Genomic DNA, 25,670 nt, shown 5'->3' on the forward strand with positions numbered 1-25,670 from the left:
CCCATCCCCACCAGGAAAGGCCGTACCCATGACAAAAGATATCCAGATCGCCTTCGGCGTCGACGTGGATGCCGTTGCCGGCATGCTCGGCTCGTACGGCGGCGAGGACTCCCCCTGCGACATCTCCCGCGGGCTCTTCAGCGGGGATGTCGGCGGCCCCCGGATCCTGCGCCTCTTCGAGAAGTACTCCCTCCCCTCCACCTGGTTCGTCCCTGGCCACTCGATCGAGACCTTCCCGGACCTCACCCGGATGATCGTCGATGCCGGCCACGAGATCGGCGTCCACGGCTATTCGCACGAGAACCCGATCGCCATGACCCGCGAGCAGGAGACGGCGATCCTCGACAAGTCGATCGACCTCATCGAGAAGGTCTCGGGGCGCCGTCCCACCGGCTACGTGGCCCCGTGGTGGGAGTTCTCGCCGATCACCAACGAGATCCTGCTCGAGCGGGGCATCAAGTACGACCACTCGCTCATGCACAACGACTTCGAGCCCTACTACGTGAGGGTCGGCGACAGCTGGACGAAGATCGACTACACCAAGCCCGCCGAGGCCTGGATGAAGCCCCTCGTCCGGGGGCAGGAGACCGATCTCGTGGAGATCCCGGCGAACTGGTACCTCGACGACCTCCCTCCGATGATGTTCATCAAGGCCTCGCCGAACTCTCACGGCTTCGTCAATCCCCGGGACATCGAGCAGATGTGGCGGGATCAGTTCGACTGGGTCTACGCCGAGATGGACTCCGCCGTCTTCACCATGACCATCCACCCCGACGTCTCGGGCCGGCCGCAGGTCCTGCTCATGCTCGAGCGCCTCATCCAGCACTTCAACTCCCACGAGGGTGTCACCTGGCACACCTTCGACCAGATCGCCGACTCGTTCCTGGCACGCAATCCCCGAAAGGAATCGAACTGATGTCCATCAAAGAGGCGGGCGTCGATCTCTCGACGCCGACGAGCAATGAGCAGCGCACTTTCCCGGTGTTCTCGAAGAAGAAGACCAGCACGGCGACCGTCCTCGCCCTGCTGGCATGGACCGTCGCGGTCTTCGACTACGGCCTGTTCGGCACCCTGTTGCCGGCCATGCAGGAGGAATTCGGCTGGACGGCCCCCGAGGCCTACGCCGTCAACACGTGGATCGCGGTCGGAACGGCGATCGTCTGCTTCGGCATCGGCCCCGTGATCGACCGCCTCGGCCGGAAGAAGGGCATGATGCTGACGGTCGGCGGCACCGCCGTCGTCTCCGGCGTCACCGCCTTCATCCCGGCGACCCTCGGTGTCGCCAGCAACGCACTGCTGGTCTTCGTCCGGTCCTTCGGCGGACTGGGCTTCTCGGAGCAGGCCGTCAATGCGACCTACATGAACGAGGTCTACCAGGTCACCGAGGACGAGCGGAAGCGCAAGCGTCCCGGCTTCCACTACTCTTTCATCCAGGGCGGATGGCCGCTGGGCTTCCTCCTGGCGAGCGCCCTCGCCCTGGCGTTCCTGCCCCTCCTGGGCTGGCGCGCGCTCTACCTCATGGCTACGATCCCGGCGATCATCATCGTCCTGCTCATCAGCAAGAAGCTGAAGGAGACCCCGCAGTTCGAGCTGCACCAGCGCCTCACCGAACTGGAGAAGGGCGGCAAGAGCGACGAGGCCCACGCGCTCGCCGCCGCATACGGTGTGGAGCACTCCTCGGTGTCGCCGCTGAAGCGCATCTGGGAGGGCGAGTTCCGCCGCAACACGATCGTCTTCTCGCTCGCTTGGATCCTCAACTTCTTCGGCATCGCGATCTTCAGCGTCCTCGGCACCTCGGTGCTCGCCAACGCCAAGGACGTCCAGCTGTCCGACGCCTTCTGGATGCTGATCGTCATCAACCTCCTTGCCTACTTCGGTTACGTGTTCCACGGCTGGATCGGTGACAAGGTGGGCCGGAAGAGGACCATCATCGTCGGGTGGATCATCTCGGGCCTGTCCTTCGCCGTGATGCTGAGCCCGCTCGTGTCCAGCCCGTTCCTGATCATCCTCACCTACGGCACCGGCCTGTTCTTCCTGGTGGGCCCCTACGCCGCGATCCAGTACTTCATGGCGGAGTGCTACCCCGTCAGCTGCCGCGCCACGGGTCTCGCCTTCATCGGCGCCATGAGCCAGCCCGGGACGATCCTCGGCGGCGCCCTGTTCACCGTCGTCGCCGCTGCCGCAGGTACCGGTGCGGCGGCCCTCTGGGTCGGCGCCGTCGGCACCCTGCTCTCCGGTGTCCTGATGATCGCCGCCCGGCCCGTCGCGGCCGTCGCCCTCGAGGAGCCGCATGCAGCAGTCTGAGGTAGCCATCGTCACGGGCGCCGCCAGCGGTATCGGCCGCGCGCTCGCCGTCCACTACGCCAGCCGGAACGTCCGCACCGTCATCGGCACCTTCCCCGGCGACCCGCACGACCCGGAGGAGACCCTCTCCGGCGTGCGGGCCGCCGGAGGGGAGGCCGTCATCCACGAGGTCGACGTCCGCTCCACGGAATCCGTCGATGCCTTCGCCCAGCGCGCCCTCGACGAGTACGGACGGCTGGACTACGCCATCGCCAACGCGGGCATCCTCCGCAACGCTCCGCTCAACGAGCTGACGGACGACCTCTGGACTGCCATGCTCGACGTCGACCTGACCGGCGTGCTCCGCACGCTCCGGTCCGCGTCGCAGCGGATGGACGGACCCGGCGCGCTCGTCGCCGTGTCCTCCATCGCCGGCGGCGTGTACGGGTGGGAGGAACACGCGCACTACGCCTCGGCCAAGGCGGGTGTCCTCGGGCTCGTCCGGAGCGTCGCGTCCGAATTGGGGCCACGGCAGATCCGCGCCAACGCGGTGATTCCCGGCCTGATCGAGACACCGCAGTCCCTCGACCCGGTGAACTCCCTGGGCCCCGAGGGGCTCGAGCGGGCGGGCAAGGACATCCCTTGGGGGCGCGTCGGCCGGCCGGAGGAGGTCGCCGACGTGATCGGCTTCCTGACCTCGGACGCCTCCCGGTACATCACCGGGCAGTCGCTCATCGTGGACGGCGGCTTGACCATCAAGATGCGGGCATGACGGCGGTCGGCGGTCCCCGGGGCGCCGGTGGTCCCCGGACGGTCGTCGTGACCGGAGGCGCCAGCGGGATCGGGGCGGCGATCGCCGACGGATTCGCGGCGCAGGGAGACACGGTGGTGGTGCTGGACCGCTCCCCCGGCCCGGGGGTCATCGAGGTCGACGTCGCCCGCGAGGACAGTGTGCGGAGTGCCTTCGCTGCCGCCCGCGAGCGGGTCGGGACCATCGACATCCTGGTCAACAGCGCCGGGCTGCTCACCGAGTCCCCGATCGAGGACATGTCGCTGGAGCTCTGGACGGAGACCATCTCCGTCGACCTCACCGGGGTGTTCCTCTGCTGCCGGGAGGTCGTCGGCCCCATGCGGCAGCAGCGGTGGGGGCGGATCATCAACATCTCCTCCCAGCTGGGCATCAAGGGCGGTACAGGCCTTGGCCACTACAGCGCGGCGAAGGCCGGGGTGATCGGGATGACCAAGGCCCTGGCCCTCGAGGTCTCGGTCGATAACGTCCTGGCCAACTGCATCGCGCCGGGGCCGATCGAGACACCGCTCGTCGACGGCATCTCCGAGGACTGGAAGGTCGCGAAGCGTGCGGAGCTGCCGCTGCGGCGCTTCGGCGTGCCGGCAGAGGTGGCTCCGACCGCGCTGCTCCTCGCGAGTGATCCCGGCGGCAACCTGTTCGTCGGCCAGACCCTCGGTCCGAACTCCGGGGACGTGATGCCGTGACCCGGATCATGGGCTTCTGATGTGCGGGGCATGCGGCCGTACGGTCGTCGCCGATCCGGCGCTCGGGCCCGTGCGGACGACGCGGGACCTGCTGGTCGTGGGGCAGGTGGTCAACTCGATCACTGCCGGACTGCCCGGCGGGCCCGTGGTGCGGGTGAGCGGTGACGCCTGGATCCTCGCGGGACGAACGGGCACCAGCACCAGGTGCGACACCGTCGAGCAGCTGTGGACTGTGCTCCTGGACGGCTGGGGGCGGGCATCCGATCTGTCGTTGCACCTCGCCCGGCGGATCGCGCAAGGCTTGCCGGCGGCATCTCCGCTCGCTGATCGCGTGCTGCGTGAAGGACTCTCGGCCGGCTCCAGCTGACGGTCACTCGAGCTCCCAACCCGGTCCTGCCGATTCCGGCCCCGCTCGCTGCCTTCGCAGTGGGCGGGGCCGTCGTCGCTGGCGGGCCACTTGCGAGCCGGGCCCCAATCCGGACCGACGGGGTGCCCTGCGCGGCTTCGTGCACGCGTTTCGCTGGAAAAAGGCGTGTCGCACCAGGACACGCCGTCATCGGAGCAATCTGTCGGTGAAACGCGTGCACGACGCCGCACCCGGCCAAGCGGGCCGCACTCTGAGTCCTTGACCCCCGGCGGGCAGCATCCCTAGCGTGAAGTCATGACCTCCCCCGATATCCGGTTCTACTTCGACCCCGTCTGCCCCTTCGCCTGGATGACCAGCAAGTGGGTGCGCATGGTGTCGGAGCAGCGCGATTACGCGGTGGAGTGGCGCTTCATCTCGCTCCGCCTGCTCAACGCCGCCATCGACTACGACGCACACTTTCCCGTCGGCTACGAAGCCGGGCATACCGCAGGCCTGCGCCTGCTGCGGGTCGCCGCTCGCACCCGGGAAGAGCATGGGCCAGACGCCGTCGCTCGCCTCTACGAGCGACTCGGTACCCGGATCTTCGACACGCAGAAGGATGATTCCGACGGCGGACACCGCGGCACTGCGGACTTCCTGGTGCCGGTCCTCGCCGAGGCCGGGCTGCCCGGACACCTCGCTGACGCCCTCGAGGACTCCTCGCTCGACGCCGCCCTCCAGGCGGAGACGGACGAGGCCCTGTCCCTGACGGGCAAAGACGTCGGGACGCCGATCATCCATTTCGAGCCACCGGAGGGCGTGGCCTTCTTCGGTCCCGTGATCAGCCGTCTGCCCGATTCCGACCAGGCGGTCCAACTCTGGGACCACGTACTGGGCTTGGCGCGGTTCCCCGGTTTCGCCGAGCTCAAGAGGAGCCTGCGGGAGCGCCCCCAGCTGCGCAGCTTCGGGGTAGCGGCGGATGAGGCCGGGCGGCAGGAGGACTGGCACGGCGGGAGCCGCCGGACCAAGAAATGAATCTTTCGGCGGGCAGCGGGGCGCGGAATGGTAGCTGTCAAGACTGCTTTTGCTAAACGATCGAAGTAGGTTCCGCCGGAGGATACCGACGACGTACATTAGGCGAATGAGCAATGAAGCTTCCGCCGTGATCCTCACCCCGTTCGATCCGGACGGCGGGGACGACCAGCCTGCCGCAGCACTCGAGGCGCTCATCTCGTCGGTCGAGGCGGAAGTTGCGGATCTCCAGTTCACCCGCTTCACGAACGACGACGCCGTGGCGCTCGGGCAGCTCCTCGTCCAGCTCGGCGTCAGCCGCGACCTGCCGATCGCGATCAGCATCTGCAAACCGAACCACATCCTCTTCCGGGCCGCGCTCGACGGCGCCACTCCCGACAACGACTACTGGCTCGATGCGAAGAGCCGCACGGCGGCGCGCTACTTCGTGCCGTCGCTGCTCGTCGGCCTGCGCGCACGCCGCAACGGTGGCCACGCCGAGGACAACCCGATGTTCGACACCTCGACCCATGCCGCCCATGGGGGCTCGTTCCCGCTGTACGTTCGGGGCGTGGGACCCGTTGCCACCGTGACGGTGTCCGGGCTGCCGCAGCTCGAGGACCACAAGCTCGTGGTCGAGGCCCTGCGCACCTTCCACGCGGCCGACGGGCTCTAGCCCAGCACCGTGCGGCCGCGTCAGCGCGGCACCAGGATCACCCCTCCACGCGACGCTGACTCGCCAGGGGGAACTGCCGGCGGGCGTCCGCGACCGCCGGAAGGTGCAGGTCCACGGTCAGGACGTCCTCCGCCGGGCCGCACGAGCCCAGCACCTCTCCCAGGGGGCCGGCCACGACGCTTCGGCCGATCGACACCGGCTCGGCCTGGGACACGCCCGCCACGAATACGCCGTTGTCGAGCGCACGCGCACGGAGCAGCACCTCCCATTGGTCCGTCTTGCCCGGTCCCGGCACCCACGACGACGGCGCCAGGACCACCTGCGCTCCTGCGTCCGCCAGCGCCCGGGCCACTCCCGGGAACCGCAGGTCGTAGCAGGTGAGCAGCCCGACGACGGTGCCGTCCAGGGGAAAGGTGACGGGTCCGACGTCGGGCGCCGGTTTGATGTGCCGGGACTCATGGAAGCCCCGGCTGTCGAAGAGGTGGATCTTGCGGTAGGCCGCGACCAGGGACCCGGTGGGGTCCAGCGCGACGATCGTGTTGTAGGCACGCTCGTGTTCCTCGGAGGTCTCGATCACCCCCGCCACCACTGTGATCGTGTGCCGACGCGCCATCGCCGCGAGCGACCGGACCACGTCGCCGTCGAGCGATTCCGCGGCCGTGACGAACGAGCTGTCCACCCGGCTCTTCTCGTAGCTCGCGTACTCGGGGAAGACCGCAAGGGTGGAGCCCGCGTCGGCCGCCGCGGCCGCGACCTCCTCCATTCGCGCGAGGTTCGCTGCGGTGTCCGGGCCGGATGCGAGCTGCCCGAGGGTGATGCGCATACCTCCTATGAAACGACTTCCTTCTCCACCGACGCCAGTTCGGGTGGCGCGGAGCGGAAGCCGCGTGTGATGACGGCGAGCACGACGATGCCGAGCGCCAGCCAGACGAGGCCGAGCGTGATCGCCGTGGGGTCGAGCTGGGTGAGCAGGAAGGCGTCGACCAGGGCGCCGACGGCGGGGATCACGAGGTAGGAGAACAGGTTCAGGCTCCGCCCGGTCCGCTTCTCGCGCAGGTAGTAGGCGATGACGGCGACGTTGACCAGGGTGAACGCCGTGAACGCGCCGAAGTTGATGAACGAGGTGGAGGTGGCGACGTCGAGGAAGACCGCCACGAGTCCCACGATGCCCGTGATGACGAGGTTGACCACCGGTGTGCGGAAGCGGTCGTGGAGGTAGCCGAACACCTTCCGCGGCAGCACGGCGTCGCGACCCATCGCGTAGAGCAGTCGGGACGCGCTCGCCTGGGCTGCGAGACCGGAGGCGAACTGCGCGACGACGAGGCCCGCGAGGAAGATCGCACCGAAGAGCTGGCCGCCGATCTGCAGGGCGATGTCGGAGGCGAGTGAGGCGGAGTCCTCGAACGTGCCACCGGGCCGGATCAGCTGGGTCACGTACGAGACGGACACGAAGATGGCGCCGCCGATCAGCGCGATGAGCATGATGGCGCGTGGCATCGTCTTCTTCGGCTCCACGGTCTCCTCGGTGAGGGTCGTGACGGCGTCGAACCCGAGGAAGGAGTATGCGGCGATGGCCGCACCGGCGGCGATGGTGCCGAGGTTCGCCGTCGGGTTGATGAACGGTTCCGCGCTCACCAGCGCGCCGGCGCCCGACGTGCTGACGAGGGTCCCGATGGTCAGCGCCACGAAGATGCCGATGACGAGCAGCTGGAACGCCATGAGGAGGTAGTTGGCCTTCTCGGCGACCCGGATCCCGATGACGTTCAGCACGGTGGTCACGAGCACGAACGCGAGGATCCACACCCAGATCGGCGTGCCCGGGAACTGGGCGGTGAGGTAGGAGCCGCCGATCAGCCAGATGACCATCGGCAGGAAGAGGTAGTCGAGCAGGATGGCCCAGCCGACGAGGAACCCGACGCGGGCGTCGATGGTGCGGCGCACGTAGGTGTACGCGGAACCGGCGACGGGGAAGGCAACGGCCATGCGTCCGTAGCTGTGGGCGGTGAAGAGCATCGCGAGAAGTGCGAGCAGGTAGGCCGACGGCGAGGCGCCGCCGGTCGCCTCGGCGATGACGCCGAAGATCGCCAGGACGATCAGGGGCGTGAGGTAAGCGAGCCCGAACAGGACGAGCGAGGGCAGCCGGAGGGTGCGGGTGAGCTGGGACGTGGTCATGGCTGGTCCTGACGGGCAGGGGACGCGGGGGTCCAGGTGGCGGGGTCGATGCGGCCGGAGTACATGGGCAGCTCGATCGGGGTTTCGTGGGCGCGGAACTGGGACCACATGCGGTTCAGCCCGGCGGTGCCGTGCGTGCGCACGTGGTCGATACGCGACAGGTCGAGAGTGGCCGCCATCATCCCGGTACCGTCGTCGTCGAGAGATTCGAGGACCGTGCCCTCCGGGTCGACGATGAGGCTCTGACCGCGCCCGGTGGGGCCGGCGCAGTTGACGCTGACGATGAACACCTGATTGACGATGGCGTTGGCCCGGGCGAGGACCAGCTCGTGCTCGCGGTCCTCGGTGGTTGTCTTGACGACGTTGAGGATCACGTCGGCGCCGAGCCAGGCGAGCTGGCGGGTCACCTCGGGGAACCAGGCGTCGTAACAGATGGACAGTCCGGCGCGGCCGTAGCCCTCGAGGTCGACGGTGACGAAGGCGTCCCCGGGGTCGTACGGCTCGTAGGGACGCCACGGGAAGATCTTGCGGTAGCTCGCCTCGAGCGTGCCCTGCGGGGAGAACACGAGGGCGGTGTTGAACAGTTGCCCCTCGGGCCCGCGCTCGCAGATGCTCCCGGGTACGAGCCACACACCGAGGTCGCCGGCGAGCTGTGCGAGCTCCCGGACGAGGAGCCCGTCGAGGAGCTGCGCCGACTCCTGGAGGGCTTCCGTGCGCGCCTGGTCGGGGTACCCGTCGCCGAACAGGTGCAGTTCGGGGTAGACGAGGAGCCGGGTCCCGGGATGCGACGCGAGGGCGTCGGAGACCTGGGTGGCGAAGACCGAGAGTGGCTCGCCGATCGCGATCGGTTCGGACTGGACCGCGAGGAGCGGGAGGGGCTGTGACATGGGTTGCCTTGGCTTGCAGTGACGGGGCTCACGCAATATTAGCTCACATTGAACTATTATCAAGGCGGGACGACGTTAGGCTGAAGCCATGGCTGCTGAAGTGCGGGAACCGCCGGGTACGGCACTGCCGTCTCCCCTGCCGGCTGGCCTGCCGCCCGGCCACGGACGGCGCAGCGCCATCGACGCCGTCCGCGCCCGCATCGCCACCTCCATCTCACTCGGTCTTCTCCAACCGGGCGAACGGCTGCCGGACCAGGCCGACATCGCGCTGGGGCTGTCAGTCAGTCCCATGACCGCCCGGCGGGCGATGGCGAGTCTCGCCGACGAGGGCATCGTGGTCCGGCGGCGGGGACGCGATGGCGGCACCTTCGTCGCGGCGGACCCTCCCGCCGTCGCCCTGGAGCGGCTGACCCTGGGACTGCCGGACGCCGCGGCCGTCCACGACCTGGTGGACCGGCGCCTCCTCGCCGAGTGCGCGGTCACCCACTTCGCCGCCGTCAACGCCACCGAGGACGAGTTCGAGGTGCTGGAGGCACTCACGCAGCGCATGGCGGCGGCCACCGACTGGTCGGAATACCACCAGGCCGACGACGAATTCCACCGGTCCGTGGCTGCAGCATCCCACCTCGGTGCGGCCACCGCCGTGTACTCAGCGGTTCTGGGCGAGCTGTACGAGCACTTCGTTCCGTACCCCATCGACGCGCTGCACCGGGCGAACGAGGACCACATCGAGCTGGTCCACGCGCTGCGGAGACGCGACGCCACGGGAGCGGTCGCGATCGCCCACGCGCACGTCGACAGCCTGCACTCGACGATGTTCATGGAGCTCGCGCGCCGCGGCTAGCAGGCGGTCGCCGGTTGCGGCGCCCTGTTGCGGCGCCCTGTTGCGCTGCCGTCAGGTGATCATCGATCCGGCCATGGCAGCCACGCTGACGGCTGCGAGGCAGGACTCCACGACCGCCCGCGGCAGCGCACGCATTCGCCGGCCGCGGATCGGGGTCTGCGGGTGCAGCGCCCGATGGTGCTTCAGGGCCAGCACCGCCGTGTAGGCGAGGAGACCCCCGACGCCGACGGCCAAAAGGATCGGCAGGAGAGGCAGAACCTCGCTGCCGGTGTGGGCGTGCTCGGAAGTGGCGACGGCGTCGTGCCCGTGGCCTCCCGCGATCGTCAGTGCAGCCATCGCGATCATGGACAGCGAGCGATGCATGCCGAACCCGCAGTGGGACGGCCGGGAAGCCCGCCGATCTCCGGCCAGCAGCAGCGGACCGGCCAGCAGCATCAGCAGGCCCCAGACGACGCCGGGCAGGAGCTGCACGGCGTCGAGGACCATGTCCCCCATGGCCACGAGCATGACGGCCATGCCGACGACGGCGGTCACCGGAGTGCCGCCGCGTTCGGCATGGGCGTCATCCCTGCGCATTCCGACGTCGACCCGAAGCCTCCCGGAGCCGTCAGAACACCCGCCGCCGTCGGGCGATGAGCCGGCTGCTGTCCCCTTCTGGTCGACGTGCCGCCGCCCCCGGGGCACCAGTCCCCCGGCGCACACCGCGAATCCTGCTGCTGCTGATACCAGCATGATCGCGCTGAGCCAAGTGTTCATTGGACTGCTGCTCCCGAGGACGGCGGACGGTAAGGACGAGGGCGGGGACGAGGACTAGGAAACGCCGGGCTAGTGGCAGGAGCCCGCGGACTCTCCCTTGCCCGTGGCGCAGTGCCCGCTCGTGCTCGCCGGGATGTTCAGCACCGGGTTGCCACCGAAGAAGCCGTGGGGCTTCAGGGTGAACTTGGCGTAGTCCACAGGCATCACGGGCCAGTCCTCGGGACGCGGGAAGTGCGTGAGCCCGAAGGTGTGCCAGAGCACGACGTCCGTGTTCTCGAGGTTCCGGTCCGCGGCCATGTAGCGGGGCAGCCCGTCCCGGCCCGGGTTCTGGTTCACTAGGTCCCCTGCCGGGTAGCGCTCCTCCTGGTCGTACGCCGAGACCCACAGGTGCTTGGTGGTGTACGTGGCGCGGGACGTGATGCCGGCCTCCGGGTCGGCGAGCAGGGTGGGGGTCTGCTCCGGGTACAGCACGTACCCGGTCGGCTTCCCCAGCCGGTTCTTCATCTCCGGATTGATGATGTGCCACGTCCGGCCCACGGAGGCGTCGGCGACCCGGCCGCCCTCGGCCTCGGAGGTGATGGGCGTGCTCTTGTTGGTGAACGCGTTGCCGTACGGGTTGCCCGGGCCCATCGGGAGCCGCTGTGCGTCGACCTCCACCACGGTGTTGTTGACGCCGTCGACCGTCATGTCCAGGCGGGCCGAGAAGAGGTGCTGGTGGTAAGGCGCGCCGACCCCGGGGGCCACTTCCGAGGCGAACGGGTAGTCGCCGCCGGGGTAGGCCGAGGGGAAGAGGATGCCGGTCAGCTTGGCCTCGCACTCGATGGTGCCGTCGAGGTAGAGGTACCAGTAGAAGCCGTAGTCGTAGTTGCCCACGGTGGTGAAGAAGCTGATGACCAGGCGGCGCTGGCGGCGGACGTCGGAGGATCCGGTGAACAGGTCGTTGTGCTTCCAGAGGGTCCCGTAGTCCTCCTCGTGCATGCAGATCGCGTTCTTGATGGTCTTCGGGCTTCCCGACTCGTCGGCGATCGTCGCGTCGAAGTAGTGGATCTCACCCAAGCAGTCGCAGCCCAACTGCAGTTCGTTCGCGAACCGGCCGAAGAGGTACTCCCCCGTGTCGAAGTAGTTCTGCCAGTAGCGCGTGGGCGAGGGATCGGCGTAGGGGACCACCATCTCCGCGATCGAGCCGCGGTACATCACCGGGCGGTCCACGTCCTGGTCCTTGAAGCTGAGCTGGCGGAGGATGAGTCCTTCGCGGGCGTCGAAGCTGACGCCGAGTTTCCAGTTGGCCCACTCGATCCTCGAGCCGTCCACGCTGAAGGACGGTCCCTCCGGCTGGGTGATCTCGATCGGCTTCAGCGTGGTGAGCTCGGGGCCGCGGTAGTCGGCCAGGTGGAAGTTGCCGACCTCGGGCGGGAGATCGAACGTCTTGTGGTCGACGACGTCGAGCACGGTCCTGCCGATCGGGTCCACGTAGGCACAGAGGCCGTCGATGGGCCGGGCCCAGATGTTGTCCTCCACGTTCTCCCGGTAGAAGCCGAAGCAGCGGATGATGCGGTGCCCGTTCTCGCCGTCGTTCTCGTAGTACCCCGGTGAGAGCGGAGCCGAGATGACCTTCATCGGGTCCAGTCCCCGGGCTTCGATGGCGTCGCACCACGCCTTGTCGGCCTGCAGGATGGGGTCGACGATCTCGAACTCGGCTTCGAGGATGGGCAGCTGTCCGGTCGATCCGTCCACGATGGCGTTCTGGATGACGACGTCGGACGTCAGGGAGACGCGCAGGTCGCGTGCCTCGCCGCTGCCCAGGTTCAGCAGCATCACCCGGGCGATGCGCTCCGGGAGGGGACCGGTGCCTTCCTCGTAAGCGAGCACCTCGCCCTTAGCGGGCTCGATGAGCCCCACGTAGACGAAGCGGGTGTCCGCATCGGTGCCGCCGGCCGCGTGGACGAGGGCCTGCACCCTCGTGATCTCGGCGCCGTCGAGTCCGGCGAGGACGTCGACGCGTCCCGGGGCCTCCGTCGAGGCGAATGCGGTGGTGTCATCTACAACTGTCATGGTCTCTTTCGGGTCCTTACATCGGTGGAACGGGTGGTTTCAGGAGGTCGTGCCGTGCGGTCCTAGCCCGCGATGGCGTCGGCGATCCGGGCGTAGGCGGCGCCGTCCTTGCGCTCGAGGTAGCGGCCGCGGAGGAGGCCGGCCACCATCGTGAGCGGGATGGTGACCATCAGCGCGATGCTCAGGCCCCAGCCACCGCCGACGAGCATCGGGAAGTACGCGATGATGACCGCTCCGGCGAGGACGAGGCCCACCAGTGCCAGGACCGGGGCGATCCGGGTCCGCCAGCTGCCACCGGCGAGTTCGGCGTGGCGGCCGAAGTACGCTACGACCGCCAGGCACGTCTGGGCCATGAGCACGACGATCGCGAGGGTGGAGATGCCCGAGAGCCAGGTGAAGACCTGCAGGACGGGGTCCATCTGCAGCAGCGCGAAGGCGACGATCAGGACGGTCGCGGTGATGGTCTGCGCGAGGGACGACTTGTGGGGTGAGAGGTGGCGGGGGTGCACGTCGGCGAGGGACTGCGGCATGGTGCCGGCGGCTGCCATGGAGTGCTGGTAGCGCGTGATGACGTTGTGGAAGGACAGCACGCAGGCGAAGAGGCTCGTCAGGAGCAGGACGTTGATGGCGATGGCGCCTGCGGTCCCGAGGTAGTTCGCGGCGGTGACGACGATCATCCCACCCGGGTCGGCAGCGGCGGCCTGCACGACCTGCGACGGACCCCACGCCATGACCAGTGCCCACCCGCTGAAGGTGTAGAAGAGGCCGATGAGGATCACGGCAGCGTAGGTGGCGCGTGGGATGGTCTTCTCGGGGTCCTTCGCCTCGTCCCGGAAGATCGCGGTGGCCTCGAAGCCGATGAAGCCCGCCATGGCCATCATGAGACCGACTCCGGGTGCTCCGGAGACGATATTGACCGGCGTGAACGGAGCCGCGGAGAGGCCCTCAGCACCGCCGGTCGCCATGACGACGGCGGCGAGCACCAGGACGATGCCGATCTCGGCGACCAGCAGGACACCGAGCACCTTCGAGCTGAGCTCGATGTGCCGGTAGCCGAGCACGCCGACGAAGGCGATCATCGCGAGCGCGTAGAGCCACCAGGGCAGCTCCGGCAGGCCGAGGTTGGTCAGTGCGAGGTTGAGACTGAAGCCCAGGTAGCCGTACACAGCCACCTGGATGGTCGTGTAGGTGAGGAGCGCGAGGAACGCGGCCCCGAGGCCCTGCTTCCTGCCGAGGCCGTAGCCGACGTAGGTGAAGAACGCTCCCGGCTTGGGGACCACGCGGCTCATGGCGCTCAGGCCGACGGAGAACAGGAGGAGGATGAGCCCTGCGATGGCATACATGCTGGGATAACCCGGACCGTTGCCCAGCAGGATTCCGAGCGGCGCAGCGCCGCCGATGACGGTCAGCGGCGATGCGGCCGCGACGACCATGAACACGATCGATCCGGCGCCCAGCGTGCCTGTGAGGCGCTGGGTGCCGACGGCGGAAGCGGGCGCCGTGCCGGTGGAGGAAGTAGCCATGCGGCGATGCTTCCAACGCCCGGTTTCCACTCCGTCATCGCCCGGTAAAAGCTGTCGGCGTTCCAAATGAGACTCGTCGCCCGGACCTCCCGGGGCCGTTCGCCCGGGTGTGCCGCGGCCCCTGCGCCCGGGCCCGCTGGGCCGCCTTCGCCCGGGCTTGCTGGAGCCGCGCGTCATACAGCCGTCGCGAAACACGAGGGCAACACGGCGCACCTACTGTTCGCGGGGGAAAGGCACATCATGAACCCACTGCAGGACGCCGTCGCCAGCCCTCCTCCCGTCGAGGGGCTGGCGGACACCTCTCCCCTCCACGGCCTGGCCCGGCGCAGCCTCGGGCCCGTCGATGCCCTGGCGCAGTCCGTCTCCGCCATGGCGCCGGTCGCCGCGGCGGTCACGATGCCCGCCATGGTCACCGCTGCAGCAGGACGCTACGCCGTGGCGTCGATCCTCTGCGCGACCGTCCTGGTCCTGCTGGTCGGCTACACCCTGGGCCAGTCCGCCCGGCGGATGGGAGCGGCCGGATCCCTGTACAGCTACGTGGCCCAGGCCCTCGGCAGCACGGGGACGTGGCGTCCGCTGGTCGCCCTCGCGACGGGGTGCTCGCTGATCATCGGCTATGCCGGCGTCGCCATGTTCGCGTTGATCGGTTTGACCGTGCATGCCTCGGACTTCCTGGTCTCGTTCGGGCAGCCGCGGCTCGCCGGCCCCGCCGGCGCCGTCGTCGTCCTCGCGGTGGGCGGGACCTGCACCTGGCTGCTCCTGCGCGGCCTGCGCCTGTCCTCCCTCGCCATGCTCCTCGCGGAGGCATCGGCCCTGCTGGTCCTCGCCGTGCCGATCGTCCTGGTGTTCCTCGGGATACCCGGGGAGGTGGTACCCGGCATCGGTGTCCCGGAGACCGTGCCCGACCCCGGTTTCGGTGGCCTCGCGACCGGTGCCGTCCTGGCGCTCATGGGCTTCGTGGGTTTCGAGAGCGCGACCGTCCTCGGAGCGGAGACCCGCAAACCGCTCAGGACGATCCCCCGCGTGCTGCTCTGGAGCGCGGCGGCCGGCGGCGTGCTGTACGTGGCGGCAACACTCGCCCAGCTGAGCGTGCTGCAGTCCGGGCATCCGATGCGGCCGGAGGAGTCGCAGGTCTTCGGTCCCGCGATGCGCGCGGCCCGCCTGCCATGGCTGATCCCCCTCCTCGACGCGGGCGCCGCGCTGTCCTTCTTCGCGTGCGTGCTCGCCTGCACCACCGCACTGGCGCGGGTCCTGCTGACGATGGGCCGGGAGGGCATCCTGCCCGCCTGGCTGGGTGACGCGCACCCGCGGTTCCGGACACCTGCCGCCGCCGTCCTGGCGTCGGCACCCCTGGTCACCCTCGCGCCGGCAGCGCTGATGCTGCTCGGCGTCGGGACGACTGAGGCGATGAACAAGCTGATCGGCACCGCGGCCACGGCCTACGTCGCCGCCTACCTGCTGGCCTGCTGTACGGCACCCGTCTTCCTGCGGCGCATCGGGGAACTGACCCTGCGCCCGGCACTCGCCGCGGGGATCACCTCGACGGCGCTCGCGGGCGCCCTCATCACCTACCGGATCACCCTGGCCGGCCAGGGACGGAGTGCGAGCGGCTGGATCTACTGCGTCCTGCTCGCCGCCGCCCTGCTCTGGTACCTCTGGCACCGACGACGAGGGACCGCAGCACCGACACTGGGGCTGTACGACGTACCCACCCAGGACGCGGTGCTCGGGGGTGGCCGGCCTGCCGCGGGCGGAGCACCCTGATGCCGGAGCAGTCCGACGACGTCGGCCTGCGGGCGCGACAGCCCAAAGCGGTGCGCAGTGCGCTGGCCGTCCTCGAGGAAGTGGCGCGCTGCGGGCCGGGCGTCACGGGCCTGGAGGTGAGCCGTAACCTGGGGCTGCCGAAGGCGACGACCTACCGCCTCCTGAACCTGCTCGTCGAGGACGAGTACCTGGTCCGCCTGCCGGACCTCAGCGGGTTCGCGCTCGGCCGCAAGGTCGAACTCCTGGTGCAGCTGTCCGCCGGCGGCACGGGGTAGGACGGTCCGCCGCTTTCCCCTGACGGTCTCACCTGACCTCCTGTGACGGAGGGTGCTGGCGCAGCCAATGCCCGGTGCGCTTCATAAGCCCAGCACGGAGAACGCCAATCCCACGAGGGTTCGCTCAGACACTGCACGCGAACGCACACCCGGAGCTGAACGCAGGTCGATATCTGAAGCAAGTCGGCATCCAACCCACGCTGGTATCCAAACTCACGTCGATGGGCACCACAGCCATCCAAAGCGACACCATGCTGACCTGGTAGACACACGAAAGGCGACGCCCGAACAGCGCCGCCTGTCGTAGTCCTTACGACTACAGAGCGCCCTCGATGGCCTCCGCGATCGGCGTCTCGCCGCTGTTGAACTGGATGGTCTTGTCCACCGTTCCGAGCTCACCCAGCACGACGGCGGCCACATGGGCGACATCCTCGCGGGGAACGGAGTCGCGCTGCGGCTTGTCCGACACCTCGATCTTGCCGGTTCCAGGGTCGGTGGTCAGGGACCCCGGGCCCAGGATGGTCCACGCGAGTTCCGACTTCCGCAGGTGCTCGTCCGCCGCTGCCTTGGCCTCCGCATAGTGGAAGAACCCGTTGTCCTTCGGCACCCCGTGGTCCTTGCCGGCCCCGAGATAGGACACCATGACGTAGCGGCCGATCGAAGCCTCCTTCGCTGCATCCATGGACCGGATGGCTGCGTCCCGATCGACCGCGTAGGTGGCCTCGGGGCTGCTGCCACCCGCACCCGCAGACCACACGACGGCGTCATGCCCCCGGAAGAGATCGGCCATCTGCTTCACCGACAGCTCAGCAACGTCGGCCACGACGGGCGTACCTCCCGCCTGCTCGACGTCGGCAGCGTGGTCATGGTTGCGGAAGATCGAACTCACCTGATGGCCCTGACTCGTGAGGATCTTCGTCAGGTGCAGGGCTACTTTTCCGTGTCCACCGATGATGGCTACGCGTGACATGGGAACTCCTTCAGGTCGTCGACTGTCTTGCTTCCGACGCTAGTCCCCTCGCCCGAGGGCTGGCCACCCGCTGACGGGTGTTCAGCCCCCGGCGGAGCGTTATTCCCGGTTCCGCCCAGGTGTACTCAGGGGGCTTCGATCGGCAGCAGCAGGTCCTTCACCGAGGGATCCGTCCGCAGGAACTCCTGCACGGCGGGGTCTGCAAACGCCTCGGTGAGCTTCTTGATGTTGTCCGTGTCTACGTAATCGGTGCCGACCGTGAGTTGCGCGGCGAACTCGTCGGGTGCCGCGGGCGCGAAAATCTGCTTCTCGAGCGGAATCTTGGCTGCCGTGTAGTACTCGGTGTAGCCGACAGCGGCATCCAGGTCCGGCAGGGCTCGGGACTGGGCGCCGAAGTCGAGGAGCGTGAACTTCAGGTTCTTCGGGTTCGACGCGATGTCATCCTGTGTCGCCTTCCACTTGTCGACACCCTCCTTGAGCGTGATCAGCCCTGCCCGCTCCAGCAGCCAGAGACCCTGGGCCTCGTTCGCCGGATCCGAGTAGAGGGAGACGGTGCCGCCATCGGGGATCTGGTCCACGCTCGTGTACTTGTCCGACCAGATGCCGAATCCCCAGCGGAAGACGGGCGCCACGGCCGTCTCACGGAAGTCCGGGTTGGCCTCCAGCACCTGTCCGAGCCACAGCTCGTGCTGGTACACCGTCGCGGCGACCTCGCCCTCACTGACGGCCCGGTTGATGGTGTTGCTATCGCTCAATCCCTTGAACTCGATGTCGATGCCGTACTTCGGCGCGATATCCCGGTCGATGAACTCGATGAGCGCCTGCTCAGCGTGATTCCCTTCGGCGGTCGCGACGAGGAGAGTTGCACCTTCCGTTTCTGCCGCGGACTCGGACGGGTTGAGCAGTGGCACGGTGATGAAGGCGCCGGCGGCCAGGACGGCGACGGCCCCGCCTGCGATCCACGGCGCCTTGCGCCGCTTCCGGAGGGTGAATCCATGGTCCGCGCCGGCTGGTGAGGAACCTGTCGATGTTGGCTCAGGATTGGTGTTTTCGGACATGGCAATGCCTTTCTGGGCGCGCTCGAAGAAGCGCAGGGTGGGATGAGCATGAAGAAACGGGAGAGGATGGGCGAGGGTGATGCGCGGGGAACGTCAGGCGCGCTGCAAACGCTTCTGCGGCGTCGTGAAGCGTACGAGGCGGTCTCCGACGATCTGCACGAGGGCGACCGTCACCACCAGGATCACGATCGTCGCGAGCATGACCGTGTTGTCGAAGCGCTGGTAACCGTAGGTGACGGCCACATACCCGATACCGCCTGCACCGATGGTGCCCGCGATCGCCGAGTACTCGATCATCGCGATCACCTGGATGGTGAGCCCGCCGATGACCGCTGGGACAGCTTCGCTGAACTGCGCTGTGCGCATGATCTGCAGGTTGGACCCGCCGGCGGCCCGCGCCACCTGCACCATCGACGGCGGCACGGACCGCAGCGAATTCTCGACGATACGCGTGAAGAACGCGATGCCGGCCAGGGACATGGGGACCACGGCGGCCGCGATGCCGATGTTCGTGCCGGTGATGAACCGGGTGAACGGAACGATGGCCGCCATGAGGATCAGGAACGGAAGGGACCGCCCGATGCTGATGATCCAGCTCAGTGCCGTGTGGAGTGCTGGACGTTCGTAGAGGCCACCGGGCGCGACGTTGTGGAGGAGCACTCCGAGCGGTGTGCCGATGACGAGGACGACAGCCATGACGATGCCGACCATCGTCAAGGTCTCGCCATAGGCCGGCAGCAGCAGTGCCGGCAGGTCGACAACAGGAACGTCAGCGCGGGGAAGGATGAGGGCGCTCATGCCACGTCCTCCAGCACAGCCGTGGCCGCAAGGAGTTGTTGTGACTGTCTGCCTCCACCGCCGTCGGGCGTTCCGCTGAGTCCGTAGCGTGTGAGCGCACTACTGACTCGCGCGTCGTCGTCGGTTCCGATGCCGAGCGTCGCGCTCCCGGTGTTGACGCCATGGACCGTCTCGACGGAGGCACCCAGAAGATGCACCACGACACCGAGGTCCTCGGTGAGCCGCTGGATCCAGTCGCCGGGGACGTCGGTCGAGTCGTAGGTGACGTACCAGGTACGGGTTCCGGCTTCCGGTCCGGCATGGCCGCGCCGGGGCTGCAGCGACCGCCCGAGCAGCGAATCGTGCGAGGTCAGGAGTTCCACGAGGCCGCCCTGCTCGACGATGCGACCGTGATCCAGCCGCGCCACCGTGTCGGCGACCTGCCGTACGGTGTCCATCTCGTGCGTGATGAAGACGACGGTGAGGTCGAGGTCGTTGCGCAGTTGACGGATGAGGCCGACGACGGACCGCGTGGTGTCCGGATCGAGTCCGGAGGTTGCCTCGTCCGCCAGGAGGATGGACGGTCGCAGCGCGAGCGCCCGAGCGATTCCCACGCGCTGCGCCTGGCCGCCGGAGAGCTGGAACGGGTAGTGGCCGGCCTTGTCCGACAGCCCTACGCGGTCCAGCAACTCGGCAACACGAGCCCGCGCCTCGCCGGGAGTGACGCCGAGGTATTCGAGGGGCAGGGCGATGTTCTCCGCGGCGGTCCGGCGGCTGAGCAGGCTCGAGGACTGGAACACAGTGCCGATGCGGCGGCGCGCCTCGCGCAGACGCTTCTCCGGCAGGCCCGACAGCTCCTCGCCATTGACGACGACGGCCCCCGACGTCGGACGTTCGAGCAGGTTGATGCACTGGGCCAGGGTGCTCTTGCCTGCACCGCTCGGGCCGACGACGGCGGCGATACGGCCGGTGGGCACCTCGAAATCGAGGTGGTCGAGCACGGTGACGGCAGCGTGTCCGCGACCGTAGGTCTTCGTCAGTTGTCGAAGCGAGATCATGGGATTCCTTGGGCAGGATGCGGGTCGGAAGCGTCGAAAGGGTGGGCAGCAGGGAAGGGATGGACGGTGCTGCGGGTTCGGCCGCCGGGAACCCCGGCGGTCCGCGTCAGGTCAGTGGGGCGTCAGAGCCGGACGGATTCGAGCCGAAAGCGCGCTCCGCGGTGCTCCTCGGGAAGGCGGTCGCCCTTGCCGAACAGCTTGTTGCGCAGGGTTCCCTCGACGTATTCCGTCGGATAGGCACCCCGCTTCTGGAGTTCAGGAACCACGTACTGGATGACGTCCTCGAAGGAGCCGGGCGTAATGGCATACGCCAGGTTGAAACCGTCCACGTCGGTCTCCTCGACCCAGGCCTGGAGCTCATCGGCAACCTGCGACCCGGACCCGATGATGCGCGGACCAAGCCCCCCGATACCTGCCCACTCGGCGATGTCGCGCACGGTCCAGGGTTCGCCGTCGTCGTTCACCTTCTGGAAGTTCGCGACGGCGGACTGAATGGCGTTCGACTTCACATTGCCGATGGGCTCGTCGGGGTCGTAGACGCTGAGATCGATGCCCAGCCAGCCCGACAGCAGCACAAGGGCTCCTTCGTAGCTGACGTACTGCTGGTACTCGGCGTGCTTGGCCTGGGCCTTTTCCTCCGTCTCGTCCGTGATGACGGTGAGCATGGTGTAGATCCGTACGGAGTAGCGGTCGCGTCCTTCGGCCTCGACGGCGTCGCGGATCTTCTTCACGGCGTCCTTGAGGATCACTTTGGTGGGTGCGCCGACGAAGACCGCCTCGGCGTTCCCCGCAGCGAAGGCGATCCCGCGCGAGGAGGCACCGGCCTGGTAGATCACGGGCGTCCGCTGCGGCGAGGGCTCACTGAGGTGGATACCGGGGACCTTGAAGTACTTGCCGTCGTGGTTGATGTCGTGGACCTTGGCCGGATCGGTGAAGACGCCGGCCTCACGGTCACGGACCACGGCGTCGTCCTCCCAGGACCCCTCGAGCAGCTTGTAGAGGACCTCGAGGTACTCGTCCGCGTGGTTGTAGCGCTCGTCGTGCTCCAGCTGGTCCTCGTTGCCCATGTTCCGCGCGGCGGAGGGCAGGTAGCCCGTGACCACGTTCCAGCCGACCCTGCCATTGGTGAGGTGGTCGAGGGTGGAGAGCCTGCGGGCGAACGGGTAGGGGTGCTCGTACGCGGTGCCCGCCGTGACTCCGAAGCCGAGGTGCTCGGTGACGAGGGCCATGGCGGAGACGAGCAGGAACGGATCATTGACCGGGGTCTGCGTCCCCTGGCGGAGGGTGGCCTCGTTGGAACCGCCGTAGACGTCGTAGGTGCCGAGGACGTCGGCGATGAAGATGCCGTCGAACAGGCCCTTTTCCAGGGTCTTGGCGAGGTCGGCCCAGTACCGCAGGTCCTTGTAGCGCCAGGACTGATCGTCCGGGTGCCGCCACAGGCCAGGTGACTGGTGGCCCACGCAGTTCATGTCGAAGGCATTGAAGCGAATATGGCGCGGTGATGCGGGCATGAAAGATCCTCATGTCAGGGCACTGCCGTGAGGGTAGCGCCATACTTGCCCGCACGGTGCATGCCGGGCCGAATCCTCACCTGGGGCACCCCGCTACAGCGAGAGGGTTGCCGTCCAACAAACCAGGGTTTGACGTTGGAGCTCTTGATTCTGGTGATGAGCCTAGATGCCCGTCCGCGCCGGCGTCCATATGCATCCGTCACAGTGCGTCACGATCGGCAAGGCCTCGGCCGAGGAGACGGTTACCGAAGGTAGGACGCCCCGTTCACGTCGACCACGGTGCCGCTGACCCAGAGCGGAGCATCCGTGGCAAGCCATGCCACGGTCTGCGCCACCTCCTCCGGGGTGGCCAACCGATTGAACGGACTCTGCGCCCGGACCGCGTCACCCTCCGGACTGTCGAGCACCGTCCGGCCCATGTCCGTCTCGACGAAACCGGGCGCGACCGCCGCCGAGAGGATGCCCGAGGGTGCGAGCGCAACGGCCAGCGACTGGGTCATCGAATGAAGCGCAGCCTTGCTCGCCCCATAGGCAGGGTTCAGGGGTTCACCCCGGTAGGCGCCGCGGGAGCCCACGCTGATCAGCCGACCGCCCTCGGGTCCCGAGGGCCGATCCAGGAGGTGGCGCGCCACGAGCCAGGCCAGGTTCGCGGGCCCCAGCAGGTTGACGGCGAGGGTGCGGCGCCAGGCGTGCTGCCAGTCGTCGAAGGATGCTTGGGCAACAGGATGCGCCTCGAAGATCCCTGCATTGTTCACCAGGACGTCGACCCCGCCGAGTTCCCGCACGGTCTCCTCGACGATCCGCACGCACTCCTCCGGATCGGCGACATCACCGACGACGACGGCGTGACCTGCGCCGGGCAGGGCGTCACGAACCGCCAGAGCAGCCGTCGCATCGCGTCCCGCATGCACGGCGATGCGATGTCCCCGTCCAGCCAGGTCGTGAGCGATGGCGGCGCCGATCCCGCGACTCGCGCCGGTCACCAGAATGCTCAATGTCATGGATCAGACGCTACAGCCCGCATGGCACCGGGAGCCCGAAGCGCTCAGGTCGAGTCGGAACACCGACGAGGAGGCTGAACCACGAAGTCCCCCTTGGTACGCTGTCAAGCTACTGCTTCTACCTCCGGTAAAGGACCTCGATGGACCCATTCAGTGCGCACTTCGACAGGGGGATCTTGAAGCTTCGGTGGAAGCGCGGCGTCGAGATCACCTATGCGCATGCCGTTGCCGCCGCCCGCGCCCTGGCAGAATTCCACGGTCCCACCGCACTGCCGCTCCTGGTCCACATGCATGGCATCACCGGCATCACTCCCGAAGCACGCGTTGGAATGGCTGCATACCGAGGGTTCTCCAGAGTCGCCGTCGTGGGTGAGGACGTCGTCGACGAGGTGATGTCGGGGTTCTCCCACCGCTCCCCCACCGTCACGCGCTATTTCTGCTCCGAGACCGAAGCGCTCGCATGGCTGCTCGACGGCAGCACGGCCGAGCACGCTACGGGACCGGCTTCGCGCGACTAGCACCGGACCGCGGGAAGGGCGCATTGACCCGTTCTCGTGGTGAATGCGAAGGTGACAGCATGAACTCCGGGAACAGCGGGATCCAGGTCACGAACATTGAGGCGAAGAGCCGCTACATCGCGAACCTCGACGGAGACCCTGCGGGCATGGCGGCGTACGAACGGTCCGGCGACACCATCGTCTTTACCCACACGGTGGTCGACGAAGAGGTCGAGGGCCAGGGTATCGGCAGCACGCTGATCCGGTACGCCCTCGACGACGCCCGCGCGCAGCACCTCACCGTGGTACCCCAGTGCGAGTTCGTGGCGGCCTTCATCGGAGACCACCCCGAGTACCAGGACCTGGTGGGCTAGCCTGCCCGTCCAACCCCTTCACCCAGCGCCGCATCGATGAGCACTTCGGCCGCCCGACGCGCTTGCCCTGCCGCTTCCGGGGTCCCGGCGATTGCCGCCGTGGTCTGCGCGCCCTCTGCGAGGATCGACAGCTGTGCCGCGAGGTACGACGGCGCCCCTGCCTCCTCGGCCAGGCGCCCGACATAGTCCTGGAAGGATGCCTTGTGCTTTCGGGCGTACTCCGCGACGTCCGGGCTGACGGCTCCGAGTTCCGCGAAGCTGTTGATGAAGCCGCATCCGCGGAAGGAATCCTCGCCGAACCACTGCGCGAGGAAGTCGAAGATCGCGAGGAGCCGTGCACTCGGCGTCGGGGCCTCGCGCACCGTCGCATCCAGCCCTTCCGTCCAGGACCGGTGCCGGCGCTCGAGGACCGCCAGGACGATGCTGCCCTTCGACGGGAACTCCTGGTACAGCTTCTTCAGGGAGACACCTGCCGCCGCACGCAGCTCGTCCATGCCGACGGCCTGGATCCCCTTTGCGTTATAGAGCTCGTCGGCGGTCGCCACGATGCGGGAGCGGGCCTCGGAAATATCCATGCACCCATTCTACTTGTAGGGAGAACGATCGTTCTATACGATGTGATCACCGGGAGAGAACGAACGTTCTCTCACTTCGAGACAAGGACATGGTCATGGGCTTCATCGCAGTCGGCACCGAGAACACCACGGACATCGAGCTCTACTACGAGGACCACGGAACGGGCCAGCCCGTCGTCCTGATCCACGGCTACCCGCTGGACGGCGGCTCGTGGGAGAAGCAGACCGCCGCCCTCCTCGACGCCGGCTACCGCGTCATCACCTACGACCGCCGCGGTTTCGGCAAGTCGAGCAAGCCCACCACGGGCTACGACTACGACACCTTCGCGGCCGACCTCAACACGGTCCTCGAGACCCTCGACCTGCAGGACGTCGTCCTCGTCGGCTTTTCGATGGGCACCGGTGAAGTGGGCCGCTACATCGGCACCTACGGAGAGGCCCGTGTGGCCAAGGCTGCGTTCCTCGCCTCGCTCGAGCCGTTCCTCCTCCAGACCGAGGACAACCCCTCCGGCGTACCCTCGACCGTGTTCGACGGCATCCGCGACGCCGCCATCGAGGACCGCTATGCCTGGTTCACGAACTTCTACAACGACTTCTTCAACACCGACGACTTCCTCGGCAACCGCCTGAGCGAGGAAGCACTGCGCAACGCCTGGAACGTCGCCGCCGGAGCCTCCTGGTACGCGTCCTTCGCCGTCGTCGACTCCTGGCTGACCGACTTCCGGTCCGACGTCGAGAAGGTGACCGTCCCGTCGCTGATCGTCCACGGCACAGGAGACCGCATCCTCCCGATCGACTCGACCGGCCGCGAGTTCACCAAGCGCCTGCCCTCCGCGGAGTACGTGGAGATCGAGGACGCACCGCACGGCATGCTCTGGACGCATGGCGCGGAGATCAACGAGGTCCTGCTCCGCTTCCTCGCGAAGTAGCCTCGCCCCACGCCGCAGGGGCTCGGCGCCCTGCGGCGTGGGGAACACCGCTCCTAGAACTGGATGCCGCGGGTGAGGCCGCCGTCGATCAGGAGGTTCGCTCCCGTGGTGCGGCTGGACCGTGGGCTGGCGAGGAAGACGACGGCGTCCGCCACCTCCTGCGGAGTGCCCATGCGGCCGGTCGGATTAAGTCCCATCGCCGTGGAGAACAGCTCCGGATTCCCGCCCTCGATGCTCTCCCAGACTCCGCCCTCGTGATAGGTGTTGCCCGGCGAGACGGTGTTGGCCCGGATACCCTGGTCCGCGAGCTGGAAGGCCAGCCCCGCGATGTAGGCGATGAGCGCCGACTTCACGGTTCCATAGGGCCCCGAGGCGAAGTCCACCTCGCGCCCGGAGACGCTGGAGATCGCGGTGATCGACGGCGTCGAACTCCCCGCGAGATGCGGGAGCGACGCCTTCACGAGGCGCACCGTCCCCATCAGGTCGACGCGCAGGCTCGCCTCCCAGTTCTCCTCGGTGTCCTCGATGGCCAGGGCGCTGACGTTGCTGACCACGGCGTCGATGCCACCGAACTCCATCGCCACGGTCTGTACCCAGGCCGCAAGAGCAAGACCGTCACCGACGTCGACGACGTACCCCGCGACCCGCGCCGGGGACGAGGCGAAGGCCGCTTCGGTGGCCGCCACCTCTGCGGCATTCCGCGCGCAGAAGGCCACGTTCACCCCTTCCCGAGCGAACGACTCGACGACGGCGCGGCCGATACCCTTCGTGCCGCCGGTCACGAGGGCGGTGGTGCCGGCGAGGTGCAGATCCATGGAAGTCCTCCGGTAAGGGTCG

At 68.0% G+C, this 25,670-nt stretch carries 27 protein-coding genes and 1 riboswitch; of the genes, 13 read left to right on the forward strand and 14 right to left on the reverse strand.

The window, feature by feature from the left end:
• The first annotated feature begins 28 nt into the window (after nt 1-28).
• From ACX80H_RS12475 to ACX80H_RS12505, 7 genes are all read left to right on the forward strand, one after another.
• Nucleotides 29-916 (forward strand): polysaccharide deacetylase family protein, encoded by an 888-nt coding sequence (locus ACX80H_RS12475; protein WP_459313675.1) that lies wholly within the window; start codon nt 29-31, stop codon nt 914-916.
• On the forward strand, nt 916-2,304 hold the full coding sequence (locus tag ACX80H_RS12480; protein WP_459313676.1) for an MFS transporter: 1,389 nt from the start codon (nt 916-918) through the stop codon (nt 2,302-2,304). Before ACX80H_RS12475 ends, ACX80H_RS12480 begins: the two co-directional genes overlap by 1 nt.
• Nucleotides 2,291-3,055 (forward strand): SDR family NAD(P)-dependent oxidoreductase, encoded by a 765-nt coding sequence (locus ACX80H_RS12485; RefSeq protein ID WP_459313677.1) that lies wholly within the window; start codon nt 2,291-2,293, stop codon nt 3,053-3,055. Before ACX80H_RS12480 ends, ACX80H_RS12485 begins: the two co-directional genes overlap by 14 nt.
• Nucleotides 3,052-3,777 (forward strand): SDR family NAD(P)-dependent oxidoreductase, encoded by a 726-nt coding sequence (locus ACX80H_RS12490; protein WP_459313678.1) that lies wholly within the window; start codon nt 3,052-3,054, stop codon nt 3,775-3,777. Before ACX80H_RS12485 ends, ACX80H_RS12490 begins: the two co-directional genes overlap by 4 nt.
• 19 nt (nt 3,778-3,796) lie before the next feature.
• Nucleotides 3,797-4,144, forward strand: coding sequence for a hypothetical protein (locus ACX80H_RS12495; RefSeq protein WP_459313679.1), 348 nt, complete (start codon nt 3,797-3,799; stop codon nt 4,142-4,144).
• 294 nt (nt 4,145-4,438) lie between these two features.
• On the forward strand, nt 4,439-5,158 hold the full coding sequence (locus ACX80H_RS12500) for a mycothiol-dependent nitroreductase Rv2466c family protein (RefSeq protein WP_459313680.1): 720 nt from the start codon (nt 4,439-4,441) through the stop codon (nt 5,156-5,158).
• 106 nt (nt 5,159-5,264) lie between these two features.
• Entirely contained in the window at nt 5,265-5,810 is a 546-nt protein-coding gene (locus ACX80H_RS12505; RefSeq protein WP_459313681.1) for a heme-degrading domain-containing protein, read from the forward strand.
• Between the two features lie 37 nt (nt 5,811-5,847).
• Here ACX80H_RS12505 and ACX80H_RS12510 read toward each other — a convergent pair whose 3' ends face one another.
• The 3 genes from ACX80H_RS12510 to ACX80H_RS12520 are packed head-to-tail and all read right to left on the reverse strand — an operon-like array spanning nt 5,848 to nt 8,869.
• A complete protein-coding gene (locus tag ACX80H_RS12510; protein WP_459313682.1) occupies nt 5,848-6,633 on the reverse strand; it encodes a carbon-nitrogen hydrolase family protein in 786 nt (261 codons plus the stop codon).
• Between the two features lie 5 nt (nt 6,634-6,638).
• Complete coding sequence (locus ACX80H_RS12515; RefSeq protein ID WP_459313683.1) at nt 6,639-7,982, reverse strand: APC family permease; 1,344 nt, start codon at nt 7,980-7,982, stop codon at nt 6,639-6,641.
• Nucleotides 7,979-8,869: a carbon-nitrogen hydrolase family protein gene (locus tag ACX80H_RS12520; protein WP_459313684.1), complete on the reverse strand. Its 891-nt coding sequence runs from the start codon at nt 8,867-8,869 to the stop codon at nt 7,979-7,981. The genes ACX80H_RS12515 and ACX80H_RS12520 overlap by 4 nt, the downstream gene beginning before the upstream one ends.
• 88 nt (nt 8,870-8,957) lie before the next feature.
• Between ACX80H_RS12520 and ACX80H_RS12525 the strand changes: the two genes are divergently transcribed.
• On the forward strand, nt 8,958-9,713 hold the full coding sequence (locus tag ACX80H_RS12525; protein WP_459313685.1) for a FadR/GntR family transcriptional regulator: 756 nt from the start codon (nt 8,958-8,960) through the stop codon (nt 9,711-9,713).
• Nucleotides 9,714-9,764: 51 nt separating this feature from the next.
• On the opposite strand, the gene ACX80H_RS12530 is transcribed toward ACX80H_RS12525, so the two are convergent.
• The 3 genes from ACX80H_RS12530 to ACX80H_RS12540 all read right to left on the reverse strand — a co-directional run bounded on the left by ACX80H_RS12530 (nt 9,765) and on the right by ACX80H_RS12540 (nt 14,044).
• Complete coding sequence (locus ACX80H_RS12530) at nt 9,765-10,469, reverse strand: hypothetical protein (protein WP_459313686.1); 705 nt, start codon at nt 10,467-10,469, stop codon at nt 9,765-9,767.
• Between the two features lie 69 nt (nt 10,470-10,538).
• Nucleotides 10,539-12,521 carry a primary-amine oxidase gene (locus ACX80H_RS12535; RefSeq protein ID WP_459313687.1) on the reverse strand — a complete coding sequence of 661 codons (1,983 nt, stop codon included), beginning with the start codon at nt 12,519-12,521 and terminating at the stop codon, nt 10,539-10,541.
• 62 nt (nt 12,522-12,583) lie between these two features.
• Entirely contained in the window at nt 12,584-14,044 is a 1,461-nt protein-coding gene (locus ACX80H_RS12540; protein WP_459313688.1) for an APC family permease, read from the reverse strand.
• Between the two features lie 240 nt (nt 14,045-14,284).
• Between ACX80H_RS12540 and ACX80H_RS12545 the strand changes: the two genes are divergently transcribed.
• Nucleotides 14,285-15,808 carry an APC family permease gene (locus tag ACX80H_RS12545; RefSeq protein ID WP_459313689.1) on the forward strand — a complete coding sequence of 508 codons (1,524 nt, stop codon included), beginning with the start codon at nt 14,285-14,287 and terminating at the stop codon, nt 15,806-15,808.
• Entirely contained in the window at nt 15,808-16,083 is a 276-nt protein-coding gene (locus ACX80H_RS12550) for a helix-turn-helix domain-containing protein (RefSeq protein WP_459313690.1), read from the forward strand. Before ACX80H_RS12545 ends, ACX80H_RS12550 begins: the two co-directional genes overlap by 1 nt.
• 316 nt (nt 16,084-16,399) lie before the next feature.
• Here the strand turns inward: ACX80H_RS12550 and ACX80H_RS12555 are convergent, their stop codons facing one another.
• From ACX80H_RS12555 to ACX80H_RS12580, 6 genes are all read right to left on the reverse strand, one after another.
• Nucleotides 16,400-17,053 carry an SDR family oxidoreductase gene (locus tag ACX80H_RS12555; RefSeq protein ID WP_459313691.1) on the reverse strand — a complete coding sequence of 218 codons (654 nt, stop codon included), beginning with the start codon at nt 17,051-17,053 and terminating at the stop codon, nt 16,400-16,402.
• Nucleotides 17,054-17,178: 125 nt separating this feature from the next.
• A complete protein-coding gene (locus tag ACX80H_RS12560) occupies nt 17,179-18,111 on the reverse strand; it encodes a MetQ/NlpA family ABC transporter substrate-binding protein (RefSeq protein WP_459313692.1) in 933 nt (310 codons plus the stop codon).
• A 93-nt stretch (nt 18,112-18,204) separates the two neighbouring features.
• The gene (locus ACX80H_RS12565; RefSeq protein WP_459313693.1) at nt 18,205-18,909 is read right to left on the reverse strand and encodes a methionine ABC transporter permease; all 705 of its coding nucleotides are present in this window, start codon (nt 18,907-18,909) and stop codon (nt 18,205-18,207) included.
• Nucleotides 18,906-19,946 carry a methionine ABC transporter ATP-binding protein gene (locus tag ACX80H_RS12570; RefSeq protein ID WP_459313694.1) on the reverse strand — a complete coding sequence of 347 codons (1,041 nt, stop codon included), beginning with the start codon at nt 19,944-19,946 and terminating at the stop codon, nt 18,906-18,908. Before ACX80H_RS12570 ends, ACX80H_RS12565 begins: the two co-directional genes overlap by 4 nt.
• 122 nt (nt 19,947-20,068) lie before the next feature.
• A complete protein-coding gene (locus ACX80H_RS12575; protein WP_459313695.1) occupies nt 20,069-21,457 on the reverse strand; it encodes an LLM class flavin-dependent oxidoreductase in 1,389 nt (462 codons plus the stop codon).
• A gap of 36 nt (nt 21,458-21,493) precedes the next feature.
• Nucleotides 21,494-21,607: riboswitch (SAM riboswitch) on the reverse strand.
• A 92-nt stretch (nt 21,608-21,699) separates the two neighbouring features.
• Nucleotides 21,700-22,458 (reverse strand): SDR family NAD(P)-dependent oxidoreductase, encoded by a 759-nt coding sequence (locus ACX80H_RS12580; protein ID WP_459313696.1) that lies wholly within the window; start codon nt 22,456-22,458, stop codon nt 21,700-21,702.
• Between the two features lie 140 nt (nt 22,459-22,598).
• Here ACX80H_RS12580 and ACX80H_RS12585 point away from each other — a divergent pair, with 140 nt between their 5' ends.
• Together ACX80H_RS12585 and ACX80H_RS12590 are read left to right on the forward strand one after the other, a co-directional pair.
• On the forward strand, nt 22,599-22,976 hold the full coding sequence (locus ACX80H_RS12585) for a DUF7793 family protein (protein WP_459313697.1): 378 nt from the start codon (nt 22,599-22,601) through the stop codon (nt 22,974-22,976).
• 59 nt (nt 22,977-23,035) lie between these two features.
• Nucleotides 23,036-23,329 carry a GNAT family N-acetyltransferase gene (locus ACX80H_RS12590; protein WP_459313698.1) on the forward strand — a complete coding sequence of 98 codons (294 nt, stop codon included), beginning with the start codon at nt 23,036-23,038 and terminating at the stop codon, nt 23,327-23,329.
• Here ACX80H_RS12590 and ACX80H_RS12595 read toward each other — a convergent pair.
• Nucleotides 23,326-23,904, reverse strand: coding sequence for a TetR/AcrR family transcriptional regulator (locus ACX80H_RS12595; protein WP_459313699.1), 579 nt, complete (start codon nt 23,902-23,904; stop codon nt 23,326-23,328). The genes ACX80H_RS12590 and ACX80H_RS12595 overlap by 4 nt on opposite strands.
• 95 nt (nt 23,905-23,999) lie before the next feature.
• Here ACX80H_RS12595 and ACX80H_RS12600 point away from each other — a divergent pair, with 95 nt between their 5' ends.
• Nucleotides 24,000-24,833, forward strand: coding sequence for an alpha/beta fold hydrolase (locus tag ACX80H_RS12600; RefSeq protein ID WP_459313700.1), 834 nt, complete (start codon nt 24,000-24,002; stop codon nt 24,831-24,833).
• 53 nt (nt 24,834-24,886) lie between these two features.
• Here the strand turns inward: ACX80H_RS12600 and ACX80H_RS12605 are convergent, their stop codons facing one another.
• Nucleotides 24,887-25,648, reverse strand: coding sequence for an SDR family NAD(P)-dependent oxidoreductase (locus ACX80H_RS12605; RefSeq protein WP_459313701.1), 762 nt, complete (start codon nt 25,646-25,648; stop codon nt 24,887-24,889).
• Between the last annotated feature and the right edge of the window lie 22 nt (nt 25,649-25,670).

This window comes from Arthrobacter pasteuri (genome assembly GCF_054510955.1).